We start from the raw sequence: 20,695 nt of genomic DNA on the forward strand, positions 1-20,695 counted from the left end.
GGCCTTTTTATGGACAACTCGACAGAGAGCTTAGAACAGGATTTCAACGGCGCACGCTCCCTTTATGAAGAAACAATTCATAACGTTTTCCCCCAAAAACACGTGTCATAGACGCCTGCACGTACCTGAAAATGAGCCCGCTCGATCTCGCCTCAGGAACCCATATGCTCAAGACCCTCGCGGTGGCCAATTACCGCTCGATCAACAAATTGGTGATCCCCTTGGGCCGGCTGAATCTGATCACCGGCCCTAATGGCAGCGGTAAATCCAACCTTTACCGTGCACTGCGCCTGCTGGCGGAAACCGCTCAGGGCGGCGTGGTCAATGCGCTGGCCCGCGAAGGTGGGCTGAATTCGACCTTCTGGGCGGGCCCGGAAACCATCACCCGGCGTATGCGCAATGGCGAAGTGCCCGTCGAGGCCACGGTGCGCCAGGGCGTCAAACGCCTGCGGCTGGGGTTTGCCGGGGAAGATTTTGGCTACTCGATCAGCCTGGGCCTGCCCGATTCCAATGGCCATTTCATGCTCCCCGGGCACAGTTCGCCCATACCGTCACGCTTCGGCCTCGACCCGCAGATCAAGCGCGAATGCCTCTGGGCTGGAGCGTTCTATCGTCCGGCCAGTCTGCTGGTCGATCGTGACGGCCCAATGATCCGCGCCCGCGCCGATCGCAAGTGGGATGTGCTGGCGCAGCACACGCCGATGTTCGACAGTCTGTTCGATCAGGTCGGCAGCTTGCGCAGTTCGCCGGAAGTGCTGGAGATGCGCGAGTTCATCCGCCGCTGGCGCTTTTACGATCACTTTCGCAGCGACACCGACGCCCCGGTGCGCCAGCCGCAACTGGGCACCCGCACGCCGGTGCTGCACCACGACGGACGCGACCTGGCGGCGGCCTTGCAAACGATCATCGAAATCGGCGATCCCGAGGCATTGCGAGCCGCGATCAGCGACGCGTTTCCCGGCGCCAGGCTGGCTATCGAACCGCTGCCGGGCGGGCGCTTCGCCATCGAGTTTCATCAGGAGGGGTTGTTACGGCCGTTGTCGGCGGCGGAGTTGTCGGACGGGACGTTGCGCTATTTGCTGCTGGTCGCCGCACTGCTGACACCACGGCCACCGACACTCATGGTGTTGAACGAGCCGGAAACCAGCCTGCATCCGGATCTGCTGCCGGCGCTGGCGCGCTTGATCATCCGCGCCTCCGGGCAGTGCCAGGTGTGGGTGGTGTCCCATGCCCGGCGATTGATTTCGGCATTGCAGCAAGACCCCGACTGCAACTGCATCGTGCTGGAGAAAGATCTTGGCCAGACCGCAATTGTCGGCCAGCGCATGCTGGATGAACCGGCATGGTATTGGCCGGATTGAACGACGCGTGATTTGCCGGGACGCCAGTCTGAGCAATCCATCGCCCCAAAAAAAACGCCGACGCTAAATCAGCCGTCGGCGTTTGAAACCTTAAAGGGGTTTGCTTCGCGAATCAGAACGCCGGCAGTACCGCGCCGCTGTACTTCTTCTCGATGAATGCTTTCACTTGCGGGCTGGTCAGGGCCTTGGCCAGTTTCTGGATGGCAACGCTGTCCTTGTTGTCCGGACGGGCCACCAGGAAGTTCACGTAAGGCGAATCGGCACCTTCGATTACCAGGGCGTCTTTAGCCGGGTTCAGACCCGCTTCCAGTGCGTAGTTGGTGTTGATCATGTCCAGGTCGACCTGATCCAGCACACGCGGCAACATCGCGGACTCAAGCTCCTTGAACTTGAAGTTGTGCGGGTTCTTGGCGATGTCTTTCGGGGTCGACACGGCGTTTTTCGGGTCTTTCAACTCGATCAGGCCAGCCTTCTGCAGCAGGATCAGGGCACGGCCGCTGTTGCTGCCTTCGTTCGGGATGGCAATGGTCGCGCCATCTTTGAGCTCAGCCAGGGTTTTGACTTTCTTCGAGTAGCCGCCGAAAGGTTCAACGTGCACGCCAATCACGGTTTCAAGGTGAGTGCCTTTGCCTTCGTTGAAGCTCTTCAGGTACGGCAGGGTCTGGAAGTAGTTGGCGTCCAGACGCTTCTGGTCGACCTGCACGTTCGGCTGAACGTAGTCGGTGAAGACTTTGATTTCCAGGTCCACGCCTTCTTTGGCGAGGGTTGGCTTGATCAGCTCGAGAATCTCGGCGTGTGGGACCGGGGTCGCGGCAACCACCAGTTTCTCGCCAGCCTGGGCCAGGCCCGCGGTCAGGGCAGCCGCCAGTGCGGTGAACAACAGAACCTTTTTCATGCAGTGTCCTTATCGAAAATCACAGTCGCTTGTGGCGACGGCTTGAAAACGAGAGTGCCAGTGAAGTGCTATCGCTGGTGTGAAGCGGACAATACCGAGATTTTTTATTCCCGGACAATAACTTTTATTCGCTTTGATATTCCATTTTGAAAGCATTCAAATCTCTGGTCATCATTGCTCAAGTGCCACGCAACGTTGCGATCCGCTCGCCAATCTCATGGGTGAATGACTCCAGAGCGTCCGCTGCATCGCTTCGAAACTTCTGAGCACTGAAATCCTCAGCCAGTGATGGCCAGTGATCTTGAAGAAATTCGTCGACTTTGGCGGCGTACTTTTGCGAATTCGCGACCATGAATGCTGATGTAGAAGCGATACTCACCCCACTGGTTACCGTTTTTGCCGTCAACACGTTGTTGAGCCGGCTCTGCAATTTGACTGTACTTCTCAATGCCTCATTTGCCGTGGAAACAGCACCGTATAGACGCTGCCCCACCGCCACGCGCGCGCCCCCTCGCTGTGCAGTCACCACGTCCGCCAAGGAGCCCACACTTTTCGTCAACGCAAAGCCAATGCCTTTGCTGCCAATTTTTGCAACCGCGGTGGCCCCGAGCGACACCACTCCCAGCGCTATCGACGAGTAGGTCAATAGCTGGGCGCCAACGGTATCCGGGGCCAGCTCATCGACAACCGCCGAGGCAATTGAAACCGTCGCGGAAATGACCTCCAGCGTTAACAAGGCGAAGGCGTTAGCCGAGATCGGTACGAGTGGTGCGGTTGCGCCCATGGTAACGACTGTCAGGGCAATCGCGGCGGCAGCCAGGGCGGCGCTCACACCGATTTTCACCCACCCCAAGGTCGAGATATGCCCGGTGGGATCCTTGAGATTGACCGGATCTCCCAGACAATAGGCATAGGCATTGATGCCGCCATCCTCAAAGGGGCTCCAACTGTCGGGGCTGTGAAATCGCATCAATCGGGGGTTGTAGGCCCGATAACCCCTGCCGAGCAGATAGCACCCGGTTGACGGGTCCAGTCGCTCACCCTGAAACCCCAGCAGGGCGCCAAGTCCGCTCGATGCGGGGCGATCACCATAAGGAAGACAAGACAAAACAGATTCGTCTTGAGATCCAAGGCGCGCAAGGGCCGTGCCCTGACCATCCGTGACAAACAAGACAACGTCGTCACCTTGCTGCTCGGCCAAGGACTTGCCGTCGCCTGACAACAGACTGCGTCGGTGGTTACCGGCCACTTCGCAGCACAGTGCATGCTCGCTATAGAAAAGCCTGATCAGCTCTCCGGATTCGGCAGCCACCGCATGCAATTGATCTTCGCCGTCGAATTGATAATGCGCACGACCGCCAGCGCTGGCCACACTTTCGAGCCGACTCAGCGTGTCATATCTGAACGTGCGCCCTTGGTTATCGTTGAGCAGATTACCGTTGGCATCGTATTCGAAGCTCACTTGCCCGGGTTGATAGTGCGCGTGACTGTGAGTCAGTGAACTCAACTGGGTTTTATCAGGGCGATCGTAGGAAAACCTGCACAGGTTCACCTCCCCATCGAACCCCGTACGCACCGTCAACAGGTTATCGAGGTAGTCGTAGGTGAATTCCTGAAAATCAATGCGTTTTCCCCAGGCATCGATCGGTGCCTGCGTGCCCTCACAGTCATAGCGCTTCAGGCGCCCGCGCCTGTCGTAGGCGAAGGTTTCTGTACGTGATTGCGTACCGGACACCAACGATCGCTGTTGAAGTTTGTCATCGGCCCCAAACACTTGAAGGATTTCCAGGCGAGATCCGTCGCCGAACTGCGAAATACGCTGGATCTCACGACCGAATTCATCGTGATTCAAGGCGGTCGTCAACGAACGTTTCGAGGCGGTGTCCTCGACACTCAATGTCAGCAACTGGCCCCGGGCACCGTAGGTGTACTTCGCCAGAACCGGTCCCTGCTGAATTTCTACGGGCCGCGCCGCAGCGTCATAGACATAAGTAGTTTCTACATCGTTAACATCGGTAAAGCTGATGGGCAGCCCATTCAATGAACGGGTAGTGGCGGTGCCGAAGCGGCCTTCTCTGGAGATCCACTCCTGGGACTTCTCTTTGCCCGACCTGGCGTACTCAACCCGGCGCTGGATGGCAGGGCTGGAGGTTTCGACGAGTTGCCCGGTCAATGGATCAAATCGATATCTGGCTGATTGAGCGTGGCTGCCCATCCGCGCGGTCACGGCCCCGTTGAGCATGGGATCAAGAGTGAACCTGAAAATATCGCCCGCCGCCGTCACTTGCTGCACAGCTTGAGCGCCCCCACCTTCATAGGTCCTTGTTGCGGTTCTGCCGCCGACGATCGTACGGGTGACACGTAATAAACCGTCATAAGTCCGGGTGCCCAACACGTAGTCATCGGCACTGATTTCGATCGGATGATCACCCGTGCTCAGAGGGTCATACTTTTTTTTTATCGAAGTACCATCCGGCAGAACCGTCTCGGTCAGACGACCGAAAAGGTCATAACGCAAGCGCGTTTCGAATCCTGCCTCGTTGGTTTGCGTCAGGCAACGCCCAAGTCCGTCATAGGAAAAAGTCGCGGTAATAGTGACCACATCTTCGGAATCGATGCGTTCTTCCCGATCTGGCTTACCGAACACGTTCAATACAGAACGGGTTTTTCCAGCGCCGTCGCACCAGCATGTTCGAGTCAATGAAACCGGGTCAAACACATCGTTCACCGCGACACCATCAGGACCTACCGTTCTGCATACGCGCCCCCAGCCGTCGTGGCTGTAGGTCGTGGTTGACGCAGTGGCCTTGTCATCGCACCAATCCTGGCTGACTTCGCTCACCAGTCGACCAAAATTGTCGTAGTGGGCCTCATAGCTCAAACGCATTGGCTTTTCGGGTGAATCGACATCCTGAACTTTGACTTTGGTCGTGCGCCCGACCCCGTCGAGCCAAATCTTGCTCAGCACACCCCGTATGTTAGTGATGCCGATGGTTGCGCCGTCCTCTGACTGGCTTTCGCCGTAGAATTCAGTGATGCGTGACGCGATATCCGTTCCATCGAATGCCGCTGTCTCGCGAACGACACGGTTCAGATTGTCGTACTTCTTCAACAACTCACTGCCGCCCCCATCCCGAAGCTTGACTTCCTGTCCGATAAATCGGTCATGCCAGACTTTGCGATCATGCCTTTCGCTACCCACGTACAATTGTTGAAGGGTTTCTACCCAATCCCCATCAATTGAATATTTGAATTCGAGACGGCGGTTGCCGTTGTGCTCGGCTTGCGAGCGACTCTTGAGGCGTCCGTAAAACGTATCGCTGGCATCATCGATGTACTCGAATCGAGTATCCACGCATGGCTCTTTATTCCCTCCTTCAAACAGCCTTTCGCTTTGAGGCAACAAAAACCGATGACCGTCTTCGCGCATGGAGGGTAAGTCAATGTAGGAAAAACGGACAATGACCGTCGGCGCCGGGGCAAAATCAGGTGAAGGCGTGACCGATCGCTCCTTCAATGCCGTGACGAAACCCAGTGGGTTGGGGGGGCAACCCTCGGCACCTTCTGCCGGATAATAGACGTATTCCTCCCGGGCTCCGCTCGGATTTATCTGCGTTAGCAGATTGCCGGATTCATCATAGGTCGTATGGGTGGTTTCGGTTCTGGGCGCGGCGTTCGTAGAAGTATCGACATAACTGACGACAGATGTTTTCTGCAGTTGAAAATGGGCGGGCTGATCGGAGAAGTCCAGACCGTCAATATCGTGATAGATAATCGTTCTTTGCTGCACCTTCCCGTCGGAAGCGGACTTTTCCGAGATCATCAGGTGGAAGCGGTTGTAGGTTCTTTCGATGCGACTCAGTTCAACTGTCTTGTCGCCCACACCCGTAACCAGGCATTCGGTACAGGAGTAGGTATAAGGCCCTTTGTGCCCATGCAGATGGTCCCCATCCTGCGCCCAACGAAGTCCCGATTGATAGCCGAGGAAGTTTTTGTCGGAGTATTCATAGGCACGGGTGATCGTCGGCAACCCTGTACCCGGCACCAGAACACTGCGCCGCACCGCCGGCAAAGCATTGATTGGTGCCCCGGGCGGTAACCGGTGCTTCTGAGGAGCGTACTCAATACTCTCGACACTGCCACCCGGCGCGCGGACATCCGTCATGACCAGAAAACCATTGAGTAATTGGTAATCGAATGACCATGCAAGGTGCTCGGCGGTACCGTGATCAAGGGATATCTGCCGGAGCCATCCATCGCGAACCCGCAAAGCAAACTTCAAGCGTCTTTGCGGATGATCAGGCCATACGGTAATGCTGGCGGGTTGATCTTTCGTTTCATAACTCAGGGCCACGAGGCGGTGTTGCTGATCGTGAATTTCGTGCAGGACACGGCGGCCCCGTACCAACATGTATTTCAGACTGATCGAGCGCCCTTCGTTGGAGTGAACCTGTTCGGGCAACCATTCGTCATACGTTTCATCCGGCCTGACCAACCTCTCGATCAGACCGTTTTTATGGCTGACAACCAGATTGTCGCCGTCGAGCGTGACCAGGGTGTCTTGAAGCTTTTTATCCCTGACGATGACCTTCCCTCTGTTGATGTAGACACGATAAGAAGTTCCGCTTGCAAGGGTCAGCTTACGGGTCTTCCGATTGTAGGAGCTCAAACCCAATGACCAACCGCGTCCCCAACCGAAATCTGTTGTGCGGAAACTATCGAATGAAATACTGAAGGATATCTGCGGACCGTTGATATTGTTGGCCACCCACCCAGCGAGATTAATGCTGGTACTATAAGAGCCGGTACGGACATCAACTCCAGACTGGATAAATTCAGAAAAATTGAATGCGTTGGATTCCACTTCTGGCACTGCTGTACTCATCATCATTCCTTGACTTTGCAGACACAGTAAAGTTAAACAATTTCGATCATCGAAGAATTTCGGGTATTCATTGCGACGTCGACTTCATGCCTGTTCCCATACATATCCCGGACAAACACCCTCACCAACAAATGATCATATCGAACATGGGACGTTCCGCCCTTTCTGGCAAAGTGCATCAAAAAAGTGACTTTGCCTTGTTCTTCATGGCAGGTCGCAAGTTTATCGGCTGTTTCCCACAACACCTCCGTGCCATGATTAGCCTTGAGCCCTTTAAAATAGCCAACGGCGTAATACCCGAGATAGTCGGGATACTCGCTGCGTGCATGCAACACGCCGCTAATCGAGCAATCGATGAATTTTATATGGTGCTGATCCACTAACAGATCCAGAACATATCGATCAACCTTGGCAAGGTTCTCTGTCGGTTGCAAGTTGCCGGATAGGTGTTTGACCCTGAACTGTTCTTTTCGATAGATCGGCGGTGGAACGGTCCTCAGGCTTATTTCACCGAATTCCGAGGTTTCTTCCGAATAGAACGCCTCCCCGTCCGAACGGGTAATGGCTGCAATCAGCTTGATGGGCTCGGGAGAGTTGCTGCTGACGTAGAACTCCTTGAGAAAGATGGCTTTCCCCCGCACAACCGGGCCACGCAGTTCACCCGTGTGAGGAAACGGCTCGTAGGGCAAGCGTCGTTCCAGCGCGCATTTCCATGCCAGTTCCTCGCCGTCTCGGATGTTGTCTATCGGCAGGGCTTTGCCGGAATAGGCATCCAGCAGTTGAATGCTGTCGAACTCGCTTTGGGAAATGCCTACTACCTTTTGCCCATCGTCTACAGCTTGCACAACCACCATCAATTTCAACTGCTGATACCCATTGGCGTAAATTGTATTTCCGCCCGAAGTCGAGAAGACTTGAAATCGTTTGAGGTCTATCCACTCAGGAGAATCAGCCTCTTGAAAAGACAAGGGTGCCATCCCCGGATCAGCGGGCATATGACCCTCGACAAGAGGATTGATATCTTCCAACTCATCGTCGGCACCCGGGGCTATCGCAGCATTATTTTCAACAAGCCTCACAGAAAAATCCTTTTTCATATGATATTTAACAATGACGGATATCAATGTATCCAAGAGAAGTTAAAAGATATATCAAACCCCATCGGCCTGCAAAACGCAAAATTGTCACAACCACACTGCAAATATTACAAAATATAAAACAAGGATCAGCCCCCACAAAAAACCAAGCAACAATCAATTGCCTGGTTTCGTTATAAATATAATCAATGAGTTTATATATTGATGCTTGTGAAATGTTTTTTCAGCGCCCGGACTTCAGCGACATCTCCTTGTTGAACAAGTTGATCTATCCATCCTTGTATAAGAACCGCAGATGGCCGGGCAACCGACAGATTCAAATGTTCCGGCAATATTTCGTCACCCGTACTGACCAGCAATGCAAAGTGAATGACGTTCTCCAGCTCCCTGGTATTGCCCGGCCAACTGTGCCGCTCCAACACTTGTTGCGCCTCCTCGCTGATCAGCGGTACCGGCAGGTCCAGGCGTTGGCTGTAGATGCCGAGGAAGTACTCCGCCAGCGAGAGGATATCCCCCACCCTCTCACGCAACGCCGGCAATTCGAGCGGGCCTTCGCTGAGGTAGTGATAGAGCCGTTCATGGAATTTTCCGGCGGCAACCGCCTGGGCCAGATCGATGCTGGTGGCCGCCACCAGCCGCACATCCACCGGGCTCGGCTGCTGGGCACCGACGCGGGTGACTTCGTGGTTTTCCAGTGCGGCAAGCAGCTTGATCTGGATCGGCAGCGGCAGGTCGCCGATTTCGTCCAGGTACAGCGTGCCGCCGTTGGCCGAACCGAACCACCCGGCACGACTGCTCGCCGAGCCGCTGTAACTGCCCGCCGCATAGCCGAACAACTCGGCGTCGGCGTAAGTCGGGCTGATGGCGCCGCAGTTGACCGAGACGAATAACCCGCCGCGATCACTGGCGCGATGGATATGCCGCGCCAGCAATTCCTTGCCGGTGCCGGTTTCGCCACGGATCAGCACTGACACTGAACGCGTGGCCAGTTGCTCCAGGTCTTCACGCAATTGCCGCGAACGCGGATCGACAAACACCAGCGCCTTGGCGCGGATGCTCAGGGGACTTTTTTCGGCATCGGGAAAGGTCAGCAGCGGCTGACCGAAGGTTTCAAAGCTCATGGCAGACTCCCGCCCAAAACCGCCGGGAGACGGGGGCGTTAAATAAAGAAAGTGTTCAAGCGCGACGCAGGGCGTGGTGTTCCATGCGGTTCTGCAAGCGATAGAGATAGGCAAAACCCTGCTCCCAGCGCTGGTGACCGGACTTGACGTTGATATGCCCCGCCCCCGCCAGAATCCCCGCCTCGGCCCCCCAATGACGCGCCAGTTCCAGGGCACGCGGTGCACTGACGGCGCTGTCGTTGTCGGAGCTGACAACCTGGCTCGGGAATGGCAGCAGGTCCGTCGGAATCGGCGCGAAGTTACGCAAAGCCGGCACGCAGGCCGGGCGTTCGACATCTGCCGGCGCGACGAGCAAGGCACCGCGTACTTGACGCAAAAACTGCACGGGGGCGCTCGCTGCCCAATGGGCGACGGTGATGCAACCCAGGCTGTGGGCGATCAGGATGACCGGCGTGCTGTCGGCGGCAATCGCCTCGGCCAGCGCCGCGACCCAGTCTTCGCGACGTGGCGTCAGCCAGTCGGCCTGCTCCACCCGCGCACTGTTCGGCAGGCTGTTCTGCCAGTGGCTTTGCCAATGATCTTCCGGCGATCCTTGCCAGCCCGGCACAATCAGGTAGCGAATTGATTCGTTGCGCATGGGGGAGCTCTCCTGCTGCGTGTCTGTTCTCGGTCGAGTATAGGGAGAGGATTTATATTCGTTAAGGAATAAGAAGCTATTTATTAAGATCCATATCGAATATTAAACAACCCCCTGTAGGAGCTGCCGAAGGCTGCGATCTTTTKATTTTTAAAAACAAGATCAAAAGATCGCAGCCTTCGGCAGCTCCTACAGGGGTCAATTCTGTTTCGGGAATAAAAAAAGGGCCGCACCCTGCCAAGGAGACGGCCCCGGAAAACGAAAATCCGTTAACGCGCAGTAATCACCGACAGTTTGGTAATCCCTGCCCGCTCAATCGACGCCATGGCCCGCGCCACCTCGCCGTAATTCACACCATTGTCGGCCTGCAACTGCACGCGCACCTCGGGGTCCTTGGCCTTCACCGACTTGAGGTTGAACTCCAGCAAGTCCGGTTGTATCTCGTCCTTGTTGATAAACAGTTTGCCGGCACCGTCGATGCTCACCACCAACGGATCTTTCTGCTCCACCGGCGCCACCGCTTCGGTCTTGGGCAGGTTGATCGGAATTGCGTTGGTCAGCAGCGGCGCGGTGACGATGAACACCACCAGCAACACCAGCATCACATCCACCAGTGGCGTCACGTTGATCTCGCTCAGCACCTCATCAGAGTCTTGCGTGGAGAAAGCCATATCAGGACGCCTCCTTCACTTTCTGCGCATTGTCCTGGGCTGCCACCTTGTGCGCCTTCGGGTGGATCAGCACACGGAACGAACTCTTCTGCGCCAGGCTGTAGAAGTCATGGGCGAAGTCATCCAGGTCCGCCGCCGTCAGTTTCAAACGGCGCAAAAAATAGTTGTACACCAGCACCGCCGGCACCGCGACGGCGATCCCCACACCGGTGGCGACCAGTGCCGCGCCAATCGGTCCGGCAACCGTTTCCAGGCTTGCCGAGCCCGCCGCGCTGATGCCTTTCAACGCTTCCATGATTCCCCACACCGTGCCGAACAAACCAATGAATGGCGAGGTGCTGCCAATGCTCGCGAGCACCGCCAACCCGGTTTCCAGCGACCGGCGCTCGCGCACGATCTGCTGACGCAAGGCCCGTTCCAGACGATCCTGATGATTGATCGCCTGACTCAAATCCGCAGCCTGTGGCGGCTCGCCCACCTGGATGGCCGCGTAACCGGCCTGCGCGACACGGGCCGCGGCACCGGGCCGGGTTTCGCTCAGTTCGGCCGCCGAGTCGAGGCTCGAAGCGGCCCAGAACTGTTGATGAAACTTTCGATCCTGTGCCTTGAGGCGACCGAACTGCACGCCCTTGAGCAATGCCAAACCCCAGGTCGCGACGGAAAAAACCACCAGCAGCCAGATCACCGCGCTTTCGATGGATTCAAGTGGAGATGCCAGTAAAGTCATGGTGTATTCCTCGTATAAACGTTTCGCGCGAATTTGGTTTCGGTTTAATGAATCTTGAAATCGATGGGCACGCTGACCCAGCCGTCCCGGGCGACATCACCTTGCTTGGCCGGCACGAAACTCCAGCGTTTCACCGCGTTCAGCGCGGCCTCGTCGAGTGCCTCACGACCGCTGCTTTTCTGGATCTGGATCTCGCCGGGCTTGCCGCTGGCCAGCACGTGCACGCGCAACAACACCGTGCCTTCCCAGCCGCGACGCTGGGCCAGCGACGGGTATTCCGGCACCGGGTTTTTCAAGTAGCCGGCCGTTGCGGAGGCCGGTGTCACAGGCGCGGGCGCCGGCAGTGCAGGTGATGCCGGGACGGCGACGGGCGTTGCCGGTATCACAGGCGCGGGTGGTTGCTCAACCGCCTTGGGCGCCGGTTTCGGTATCGGTATCGGTTTGGCCTCCGGTTTAGGCTTGGGAACCGGCTTCGGTGGCGGTGGTTTCACGGCCAGTTCGTCTTCCACGGGCGGAGGCGGCTCAACCACTGGCGGCACGGGTTGTGGTGGCAGTGGTTCGACCACCGGTGGCGCCGGCCGCGAGAACTCGATGGTCATCGGCGGAATTTCCGGCGGCACGATCGGCAGCACTGGGGTCGGTTGCTGATTGACCCAATAAATCACCGCGCCATGCACCAGCAGCGCCAGCACGCCGAGCAGGATCGTTTCCCTTCGGCTCAAAATGCCCTTGGGCGAACGCTGCAAACGCAACTGGCCCAAGGGCACGCGGTGCGGTCGGCCGAGGTCGACCAACTCGCCACCAGGTGCCTGGCGCCACAACACTTCATGCGCACTGGCAGCGGTCTGGACATTGCCCATTGCTGACCCCCCCTTCTTAGAAGTCGTATCGACCGGTCACGCCCAGCGTTCGTGGCGTGCCGAGCAGGCCTTCATAACCGCCATTCGCAGCCGTCCACAGCGTCGTGTAGTAGGTTTTGTCGAAGGCGTTTTTCAGCCATAACGAAACGTCCCACTGCCCCTGGTTGAAGTCGCCGCGAAGGCCGGTGGACAGGTTGACCACTGCATAACTCGGGATCTGCCCGAAGTCGGAATCTTCCACCGTGCCCACCGCTTTGGAGCGGAACGCATAGCTGGCAGTGACGTACTCTTCGAAGCCGTTGCTCAGGTTCCACTTGTATTCGCCGTTGGCGTTGCCGATCCATTTCGAAGCGCCCACCACTTGATGCCCGCTGAGGTCGCAGGATGCCGGAGCGCCCGGCGCCAGGCTGACTTCCGGTGGGCAGGGTGCATCTTTGTACGAGAGGTAGCTCACGTCGTTGTACGAGCCATTGATGTTCAGCGTCAGGCCGCGCAACGCAAGCAGGGTGCTTTCGAATTCCACGCCACGGGAGCGCACCGAGCCGGCGTTGGTCAGGAACTGCACGCGGTTGACGTCGTCGAAGGCGTTGGTCTGATAGCCGTTGACCTGGGTCCAGAACACGTTGGCATTCAGTTGCAGGCGACGGTCCCACAGGGTGCTCTTGAAACCGAGTTCGGCGTTGTTGGCGCGCTCGGTGCCGATCAGCAGCGAATCGGCGCCGGCCACCGGCGCGGTGCCGACAGCCAGATTGACCCCGCCGGATTTTTCGCCGTGGGACAACGTGGCGTAGGTGAGCAGGTCGTCGGTGAGGCGGTAGCTGAGGTTCAACAGGCCCGAGGGACTGGAGCTGTACTGGTTGAGATCACCGGAATCGAAGACCCCCGCACGAGCGCGTCGTGCCGCGGCCGCCGCACCGGTGACCGCGGCACCACCGGCCGGCGCATCACGGGTCACCCTGGCGTTTTTCTCTTCATAGGTGCCGCGCAGGCCGGCGGTGAAATCCAGGCGCTCGGTCAGGTGCCAGGTGCCTTGGGCGAACAGCGCGAAGCTGTTGGTTTCGATATGACCGTTGCCGACACTGTCGATGTTGTTCAGCGCACCGTTGGGCGTACCGTTCCAGATGTCCGCTTGCGGGCCGTAAAAGGTGAAGGATTTGTTGTCCAGGTCAGAACCGAAGTAATAGGCGCCGAGCACGTAATCGAAGAATCCACCGGTAGGCGAGGCCAGGCGAAACTCTTGGGAATACTGCTTATCCTCCACCGAAACGCCGGCGTTGTGGAAGACGGATRCGTTCAGGCCGTCATCATTGCGCGGGGTGAAATTCCACCAGCGATAGGCGCTGATGGAGGTCAGGGTGAAGTCGCTCGGCAGTGTCCAGTTGGCCTCGACCGACGTACCGCCCTGGTGCACGGTGACGTGCTGGTCGCTGTTCAGGTTGACCTTGCGGTGCGTGCCGTCAACCAGTGTCGCACCCGCCGCATTGGCCCGACGCTGGTAAAGGTTGGTGCCATTGATGGTCGGCCCGGTGTTGAACAACACACGGGTGCCGGCGCTGGAATCCTCTTCGTTGTAGTCGCCGATCCAGCGCAGGCTGAATGATTCGTTGGGCTTGAACAGCAACTGGCCACGGAAGCCATCGCGGGAGCCGCCGTTCAAATCGTGGCCGTCGAATTCGTTCTTGATATCACCGTCGCTGCGGGTGCGATACGCAGAAAAGCGTCCGGCGAGTTCGTCATTGAGCGGGCCGGAAATCGTGCCCTTGGTCTGGAAGTATCCGTCCTCGCCGACCGAAGATTCGATGCTGCGTTCCGGGGTAAAAGTCGGCGCACGGGTGCTGATGTTGATCACGCCCGCCGTGGTGTTCTTGCCGAACAAAGTGCCTTGCGGACCGCGCAGCACTTCGAGCTGCTCGATGTCCATCAGGTCGAACACGGCCATGCCCGGCCGGCCGAGATAAACATTGTCGATGTACAGCCCGACACTGCCCTCCAGGCCATCGCTGGCCGGGTTGTTGCCCAGTCCACGGATCGACACGCTGGACTGGCGCGCATGCATGTAGGCGACGTTGACGCTGGGCACCAGTTGCTGCAAATCCTGGATGCGATAGACCCGCTGGATTTCCAGGGTCTGGCCGCTGACCACGCTCATGGGTGTCGGCACATCCTGCGCGCTTTCTTCGCGGCGGCGGGTGGTTACGGTCACGGTTTCCAGTTGTGCATTGTCGGCCGTGGCGGTTTTTGCGGGAGTGGTTTCAGGGGTGGTGCTGTCGGCCGCATAGCCTTGGGTCCAACCGGCGCTTCCTGCCAGCAGCAGGGCCAGAGGCAGGCGTTTGAGCCGTTGGGGTGACGACGTTGGGGCGAGGTACAACGGACTCATAAGGCGGGGTTCCCGATCAAAAGAAATGCTTTGTTGCTTGCCAGGCCGCCATCGCCAGCAGGCTGGCTCCCACAGGGAATTTGTGGCGTACACAAAACCAATGTGGGAGCCAGCCTGCTGGCGATGGCGTCAGCTCAGACGCCGTCGATATCCGGCCCTTTCACCGTCTGGCTGACCTGCCCGTTCACACCCACCGGCACTTCTCCCTTAAGCGTCACCCGCCGCACGATCCGGTCTTGAGTCCCGTAGTCATCCACCGCGTAATGCTGAGTGGAGCGGTTGTCCCAGATCGCCACATCGCCAGCCTTCCAGCGCCAGCGCACGATGTTTTCCTGGCGGATCACATGGCTTTGCAGCAACCCGAACAGGTGCGCCGAATCGGCCTGGGAATAGCCCTTGATGCGTTTGACGAAATGCCCCAGCAACAGGCTCTTCTCACCGCTGACCGGGTGCACGCGGACCACCGGGTGTTCGGTCTCGTAGACGGTCGAGGTGAAGATCTTGCGATAGCGCTCCAGCTTCTCGGCCGAGACGTCAGGCCTGGTGCCGGCGTAGTCGTATTCGTTGCTGTGCACGGCGACCAGTTTGTCGGCCAGCTCACGCAGCTCCACCGACAACCCGTCGTAGGCGGTGGCAGTGTTGGCCCACAGGGTGTCGCCGCCGAAAGCCGGAGCCACCACCGAGCGCAGGATCGAAGCTTTGGGGTAGGCCTCGACGAAGGTCACGTCAGTGTGCCAGGAGCTGGCTCGCTGGCCCTCGGCACCGTCCAGTTCCAGTAGAAAACGCGTGCCCTCGCGCACCGGTACGGTCGGGTGCGCCACCGGTTCGCCGAGCAGGTGGGCGAACGCCTCCTGGCGCTGATCGTCGAGCTGGGTCTGCTCGCGGAAGAAGATCACTTTGTATTGCAGCAGCGCCTGTTGAATGGCTTCGACGGTGGCGGCATCCAGCTCGCCCGAAAGCTGTACGCCACGAATTTCGGCACCGATGCGACCAGCCACCGGGTGGATTTCAAGCGCGTGAACAGCGGGTTGTACTGCGAAAGCGGCATTGCTCATGGGTAGACCCTCATCAGACTGCTTGCGGTTGAACCGGCCGCGAAACACTGCTCTATCTATATTCAATTTAGATCTAATAGATATCAACATGCTTCGTTGACGGAATAAGAGGTTGCATTTAAAACCTCAGTCAACCCTCGTCGCAAATGCCTTCGAGCTATTTTTAGGATGCCGGAAAAGCATATGGATCTTCGCCAGTTGCGTTACTTCATCGCCCTCGACGAACACCGCAGTTTCGTGCGCGCAGCCGAGGCCATGGGCATCACCCAGCCCGCCTTCAGCCGCAGCATTCAAGGGCTGGAGCACGAGTTCGGCTGTGTCCTGGTGGACCGCGGCAACAAGGATTTGCGCCCCACCCCCGAAGGCCTGGTGGTGCTGCAACATGCCCGCAGCCTGGTGCAGGGTGCGGCGTTGCTCAGCTGCGAAGTGACGCAGATGACCAAGCTCGATGCCGGTGAGTTGCGTTTCGGCTGCGGCCCGGCACCTGCGGTGAAACTGGTGCCGGATGCAGTGGCGCAATTCATCAACGCGCACCCGAAAGTGCGCACCTGTTTCGAGGTGGATAACTGGGAAAAACTCAGCCGCGCCCTGAGCCGTGAAGAGATCGAATTCTTCATCGCCGACATCCGCCATTTCGAGTCCGATCCGAACTTCCAGACCCAGGCGTTGACGCCCAAGCGCGGCGTGTTTTTCTGCCGCCCCGGGCATCCACTGCTGGCCAAGGAGAGCCTGTCGACCAACGACATGTTCGATTACCCGCTGGCGACCACGATGATCCCGCCAGGCATTCGCAAACTGCTGGCGAACCTCAGCGGCCGGGTGGATTTTTCGCCAAGCATCGAGACCGAACATTTCCCTGCGCTGGTGAAAGTGGTGCTGCAATCGAATGCGATTGGTGTAGGCACCGAGGAGGCGTTTATCGAGGACATTGCCCAGGGTTCGCTGGTGCTACTGCATTGGCGCAACTTGCCGCAGAACATCGAAAGCATGAATGCGCGGTGCGGGATCGTCAGTCGCACGGGGTTTCGGTTGTCACCGGCGGCGCGGGCGATGATCGAGACGTTGGTGGCGGTGGACAGGCAGCAGATGGCCGTTGCTGTTTGAAGATCAAGAGATCGCAGCCTTCGGCAGCTCCTACACTGATCGATGTAGGAGCTGCCGAAGGCTGCGATCTTTTGAGATTTAAAGCCTGGCCGCAGCCAACTCCGGCGCCACCCAATCGCTCACCTTGAACGACTTGCGAATCAGCTTCTGCTGCGAAGCCAGATCCACCGCATCCTGCAACTTGCCAAGGAACACCGGGTCAAGCGTCGACGGGAAAACCTCACTCAGTTTCTGATCCTTCAAATCCTGAGAAAGAATCACCGGTGGATAACTCGCCAGCCCCGACACCAACTGAATGTAGGCGTCCTTGTTGCTGTCCTGGGTCAGCCACTCCACGGCTTGTTGTTGGGCCTTGAGCAGTTTCGCCACCGCCTCCGGATGCGCATCGACAAACTTCCCTGTCCCTATCAGCACCGCCTGCACGCTGCCGGCACCGCCCAGATCCTTGGTATTGAGCGGCAACTCGGCCAGCCCCTTGGCCTGTAACGCCGTGAGCCCGGAACCGCCCCACGAGGCATCGATCTGCTTCGCCGCCAGCGCCGCGACCGCCGCGTTGAAGTCGAGGTTGATGACTTTCACGTCCTTCTCGCTCAACCCCTGGCTGGCCAGCGCCGCATCGAAGGACAACTGGCTGGCGGTGCCACGGAAGATGGCCACGCGTTTGCCCTTGAGGTCCTGCAGGGTCTTGATCCCCGAACCCGGTACCACGCCGAGGTAATGCTTCACCCCGCGCGCAGAGGCACTGAGCAGTCGCGTATCCAGACCATTGGACTTGCCGATGATGGCCGCCAGATCGCCGAGGTAGGCCAGGTCCACTTGACCGTTGGCGAATGCCTCGTTGATCACCGGGCCTGCGCCCTTGAAGAAGCTCCACTGAATCTTGATGCCCTGATCGGCGAAAGCCTTTTCGAAGATCTGCTGATCACGCAGCACATCCACGACACCGCCACCACTGTGCTGGGTACCGGCACTCAGGTCCGGCACGGCGATGCGGATTTCCTTGAGTTCGCTAGCGTTGGCCGTGAAGGCCAGCAGACCCGCCAGGGCCGGTGCGGCGAACAGGCTGATGACACGTTTGAAGGGAAGGTTCATGGGTGCGGCTCCTTGGGGCAACGGGCGTTGAGGAGCCGAAAGTGGGCTGAAGTGGAACCAACACTTAAATACTATAAATTCACATTTTTAGATCATTAAGACATATACCAACACTTGCGGGCCTCTTGTCAGGGTATGCAGGAACGGCATCGAAAATATTCTTCGAATGCATTGGATGCGGGTCGGCGGTGATGCCTTAAATGACCCTTCTTATCTCTTAATAATTTATTTTTATACATTAATAGATCAATAACGAATAACTGTAGGAGCTGGCTTGCCAGCGAATTCAGACAATCCGGTCTATCAGATACACCGCCTTCGCTGGCAAGCCAGCTCCTACAAGAGACCGTGTGTTTTTGATGACGCGTCCATTCCGACAACGGAGGTCACCTCATGACCCGTGTTTCACTTCTCGATCTGCCACTGGCCGCACCTCAGCTTGAAGGTCGACGACTCTGGCCGACGCTGAGCCAGCGGCTCTTGCCCTGGCTTTTGCCCCTCAGCCTGTTTGCATTGTGGTGGCTCGCCAGCCGCCAGCACTGGATGAGCGAGCAGATCCTGCCGGCACCGAGCCTGGTCTGGAACAGCGCGCTGGAATTGTCCCAAGGCGAGTTGTGGAGTCATTTGTGGATCAGCCTGCAACGCTTGTTCTGGGGGCTGCTGGCCGGTATCAGCGCTGGTGCTGTTTTGGGTGCGGCACTGGGTTTCAGTCGTCGACTGGAGCGCCTGGTGTTTCCGACCTTCGCCGGGTTGGCGCAAGTTCCGACCTTGGCCTGGATTCCATTGTTCATGGTGTTTTTCGGCATTGGCGAAGTGCTGAAACTGGTGGTGCTGATCAAGGCCATCGTGGTGCCAGTGACCTTGCATACACTGGTCGGTGTGCGCGATGCACAACCAAAGCTGCGCGAGGCCGCCGCCGTGTTGCGCTTGCCCAGGCATCTGTTGATCCGACGCCTGGTGCTGCCTGCCGCACTGCCGGCATTCATGGCCGGTGTACGCCTCGCGCTGGCTGCCGGTTGGACCTCGCTGCTGGCTGTCGAACTGCTCGCATCCAGCGAAGGCATCGGTTACCTGATGGTCTGGGCGCGACAGCTGTTCATGCTCGACATCGTCTTCGTGTGCATCGTGGTGATCGGCCTGATCGGCGTGGCGATGGATCGCGGCATCGGTCTGCTGGACAGGAAACTGGTGCACTGGCCGCACCCGGCCACCGCCGAAATCCGTCGCGGGCCGCGTTATCAAGGTTGGCAACGCCTGCAACCGTGGCTGCTGCCATTGGCGCTTCTGGCGTTGTGGCAACTGACTTCGGATCAGCAGTGGATTGACCCGAACATTCTGGTCAGTCCTCTGGCCGTCCTGCAGACCACTCGGGATGGCTTGCTCGACGGCACACTGCTTGGCGGCATGGCCCTGAGCCTGGGCCGGACCCTTGGCGGATTGCTGCTCGGCGGTGGGCTCGGGTTTGCCTTGGGGTTGCTGCTGGGGTTGTCGCGCACCAGTGAACGCGTGCTCGGCCCAACCCTCGCCGCCATCCGCCAGATCGCCATTTTCGCTTGGGTGCCGCTGCTCACCGCGTGGTTCGGTCTGGGGGAACTGGCCAAGTGGGTATTCGTTGCCCTCGCCGCCTTTTTCCCGCTGTTCATCGCCACCCAACGCAGCGTCGCCCACCTGTCGCCGCAACTGAACGAGGCCGCGCAGGTATTGCGCCTGAATCTGCGTCAGCGCCTCGGGCGACTGGTGCTGCCGGGCGCGGCACCGGGAATCTTCGCCGGGCTCAGGCTGAGCCTGATCTACGCCTGGCTCGGCACCATCGGCGCCGAATATTTCATGCCGTCCAACGGCGGCATCGGCAGCCAGATGATCGGCGCCCAACAACTGCTGCGCATGGACCTGATCATGGCCGGCATGCTGCTGGTGGGCCTGACCGGTGCCCTGCTCAACCTAATTGGCCAACGCCTGGAAATCCGCGCCACTCGCTGGAGACACGCATGAACGCATCAATTGTCAGCTTCAATCACGTGGGCAAAACCTTCGATGTCGACGGCTTCGAACTGGAGGCCATTCGAGAATTCAACCTGGAGATTGCCGAGGGCGAGTTCGTCGCCATCGTCGGTTCCAGCGGTTGCGGCAAATCCACTTTGCTACGGCTGCTGGTGGGCCTCGACACACAATTTCGCGGGCAGATCCGTGTGGACGGCAAAGCCGTCACCGGCATCGGCGGCGAGCGCGGCATCGTCTTTCAGGAACACCGCTTGTTCCCGTGGCTGAGCGTGGCCGACAACATCGGCCTGGGCCTGGTCAACGAGCCATTGAGCGCTGTGCAAAAGCAAAAGCGCATCAGCGATTTCATCGAATTGGTGGGCTTGAGCGACTTCGCTCGCGCCTATCCGCACCAGCTCTCCGGCGGCATGGCGCAGCGCGTGGCCATTGCTCGCGGCCTGGTGGCCAGCCCACGGATTCTGCTGCTGGATGAGCCCTTCGGCGCCCTCGATGCGCTGACCCGCCAACAGATGCAGGACGAACTGCTGGCGATCCGCGCGCGGGCAAAAATCACCACGGTGCTGGTCACCCACGACGTCGAGGAAGCGATCTTCCTCGCCGACCGCGTGGTGGTGATGGAGCCGCGTCCGGGGCGGATCAAGCAAGTGGTCGACGTTGCCCTGCCCCATCCGCGCCAGCGTAGCAGTTTCGACTTCCACCAGCTGCGCGAAGAACTGCTGCACGAACTCACCAGCGACGATCACTACCAGCCCCCCGTGCCGGTGCAGGTCCGCGATCTGCCGCTGTCCTTCATAGCCTACTGAAAAAGGAAA

At 58.5% G+C, this 20,695-nt stretch carries 15 protein-coding genes; 4 read left to right on the top strand and 11 right to left on the bottom strand.

Annotated elements, in window-relative coordinates:
- Nucleotides 1–164 precede the first annotated feature (164 nt).
- The gene (locus tag AC1DKH_RS14350; protein ID WP_477755448.1) at nt 165–1,361 is read left to right on the top strand and encodes an AAA family ATPase; all 1,197 of its coding nucleotides are present in this window, start codon (nt 165–167) and stop codon (nt 1,359–1,361) included.
- A gap of 112 nt (nt 1,362–1,473) precedes the next feature.
- On the opposite strand, the gene AC1DKH_RS14355 is transcribed toward AC1DKH_RS14350, so the two are convergent.
- From AC1DKH_RS14355 to AC1DKH_RS14400, 10 genes are all read right to left on the bottom strand, one after another.
- Nucleotides 1,474–2,256: a MetQ/NlpA family ABC transporter substrate-binding protein gene (locus tag AC1DKH_RS14355; protein WP_477755447.1), complete on the bottom strand. Its 783-nt coding sequence runs from the start codon at nt 2,254–2,256 to the stop codon at nt 1,474–1,476.
- Between the two features lie 178 nt (nt 2,257–2,434).
- Nucleotides 2,435–7,141: an RHS repeat domain-containing protein gene (locus AC1DKH_RS14360; RefSeq protein WP_477798486.1), complete on the bottom strand. Its 4,707-nt coding sequence runs from the start codon at nt 7,139–7,141 to the stop codon at nt 2,435–2,437.
- 32 nt (nt 7,142–7,173) lie between these two features.
- A complete protein-coding gene (locus AC1DKH_RS14365) occupies nt 7,174–8,238 on the bottom strand; it encodes a hypothetical protein (RefSeq protein ID WP_477798487.1) in 1,065 nt (354 codons plus the stop codon).
- A 194-nt stretch (nt 8,239–8,432) separates the two neighbouring features.
- Nucleotides 8,433–9,359, bottom strand: a complete 927-nt coding sequence (locus AC1DKH_RS14370) for a sigma 54-interacting transcriptional regulator (protein WP_477755162.1) — start codon at nt 9,357–9,359, stop codon at nt 8,433–8,435.
- Nucleotides 9,360–9,414: 55 nt separating this feature from the next.
- Complete coding sequence (locus AC1DKH_RS14375) at nt 9,415–9,996, bottom strand: alpha/beta hydrolase (protein ID WP_477755163.1); 582 nt, start codon at nt 9,994–9,996, stop codon at nt 9,415–9,417.
- A gap of 269 nt (nt 9,997–10,265) precedes the next feature.
- Complete coding sequence (locus AC1DKH_RS14380) at nt 10,266–10,667, bottom strand: ExbD/TolR family protein (RefSeq protein WP_477755164.1); 402 nt, start codon at nt 10,665–10,667, stop codon at nt 10,266–10,268.
- Nucleotide 10,668: 1 nt separating this feature from the next.
- Nucleotides 10,669–11,394, bottom strand: coding sequence for a MotA/TolQ/ExbB proton channel family protein (locus AC1DKH_RS14385; RefSeq protein ID WP_477798488.1), 726 nt, complete (start codon nt 11,392–11,394; stop codon nt 10,669–10,671).
- 44 nt (nt 11,395–11,438) lie between these two features.
- Nucleotides 11,439–12,254 (bottom strand): energy transducer TonB, encoded by an 816-nt coding sequence (locus AC1DKH_RS14390; protein WP_477798489.1) that lies wholly within the window; start codon nt 12,252–12,254, stop codon nt 11,439–11,441.
- Nucleotides 12,255–12,270: 16 nt separating this feature from the next.
- Entirely contained in the window at nt 12,271–14,631 is a 2,361-nt protein-coding gene (locus AC1DKH_RS14395) for a TonB-dependent receptor (RefSeq protein ID WP_477798490.1), read from the bottom strand.
- A 134-nt stretch (nt 14,632–14,765) separates the two neighbouring features.
- Complete coding sequence (locus tag AC1DKH_RS14400) at nt 14,766–15,686, bottom strand: TauD/TfdA dioxygenase family protein (protein WP_223502504.1); 921 nt, start codon at nt 15,684–15,686, stop codon at nt 14,766–14,768.
- 183 nt (nt 15,687–15,869) lie between these two features.
- On the opposite strand from AC1DKH_RS14400, the gene AC1DKH_RS14405 reads away from it, so the two are divergent.
- Complete coding sequence (locus tag AC1DKH_RS14405; RefSeq protein WP_477798491.1) at nt 15,870–16,790, top strand: LysR family transcriptional regulator; 921 nt, start codon at nt 15,870–15,872, stop codon at nt 16,788–16,790.
- A gap of 78 nt (nt 16,791–16,868) precedes the next feature.
- Here AC1DKH_RS14405 and AC1DKH_RS14410 read toward each other — a convergent pair whose 3' ends face one another.
- Nucleotides 16,869–17,882 carry an ABC transporter substrate-binding protein gene (locus tag AC1DKH_RS14410; protein WP_477763739.1) on the bottom strand — a complete coding sequence of 338 codons (1,014 nt, stop codon included), beginning with the start codon at nt 17,880–17,882 and terminating at the stop codon, nt 16,869–16,871.
- Between the two features lie 393 nt (nt 17,883–18,275).
- Here AC1DKH_RS14410 and AC1DKH_RS14415 point away from each other — a divergent pair, with 393 nt between their 5' ends.
- Both AC1DKH_RS14415 and AC1DKH_RS14420 read left to right on the top strand, forming a co-directional pair.
- Complete coding sequence (locus AC1DKH_RS14415) at nt 18,276–19,874, top strand: ABC transporter permease (protein WP_477798492.1); 1,599 nt, start codon at nt 18,276–18,278, stop codon at nt 19,872–19,874.
- Nucleotides 19,871–20,686, top strand: coding sequence for an ABC transporter ATP-binding protein (locus AC1DKH_RS14420; RefSeq protein ID WP_477759877.1), 816 nt, complete (start codon nt 19,871–19,873; stop codon nt 20,684–20,686). The genes AC1DKH_RS14415 and AC1DKH_RS14420 overlap by 4 nt, the downstream gene beginning before the upstream one ends.
- The last annotated feature ends 9 nt before the right edge of the window (nt 20,687–20,695 follow it).

The organism is Pseudomonas sp. 05L36 (assembly GCF_056398125.1).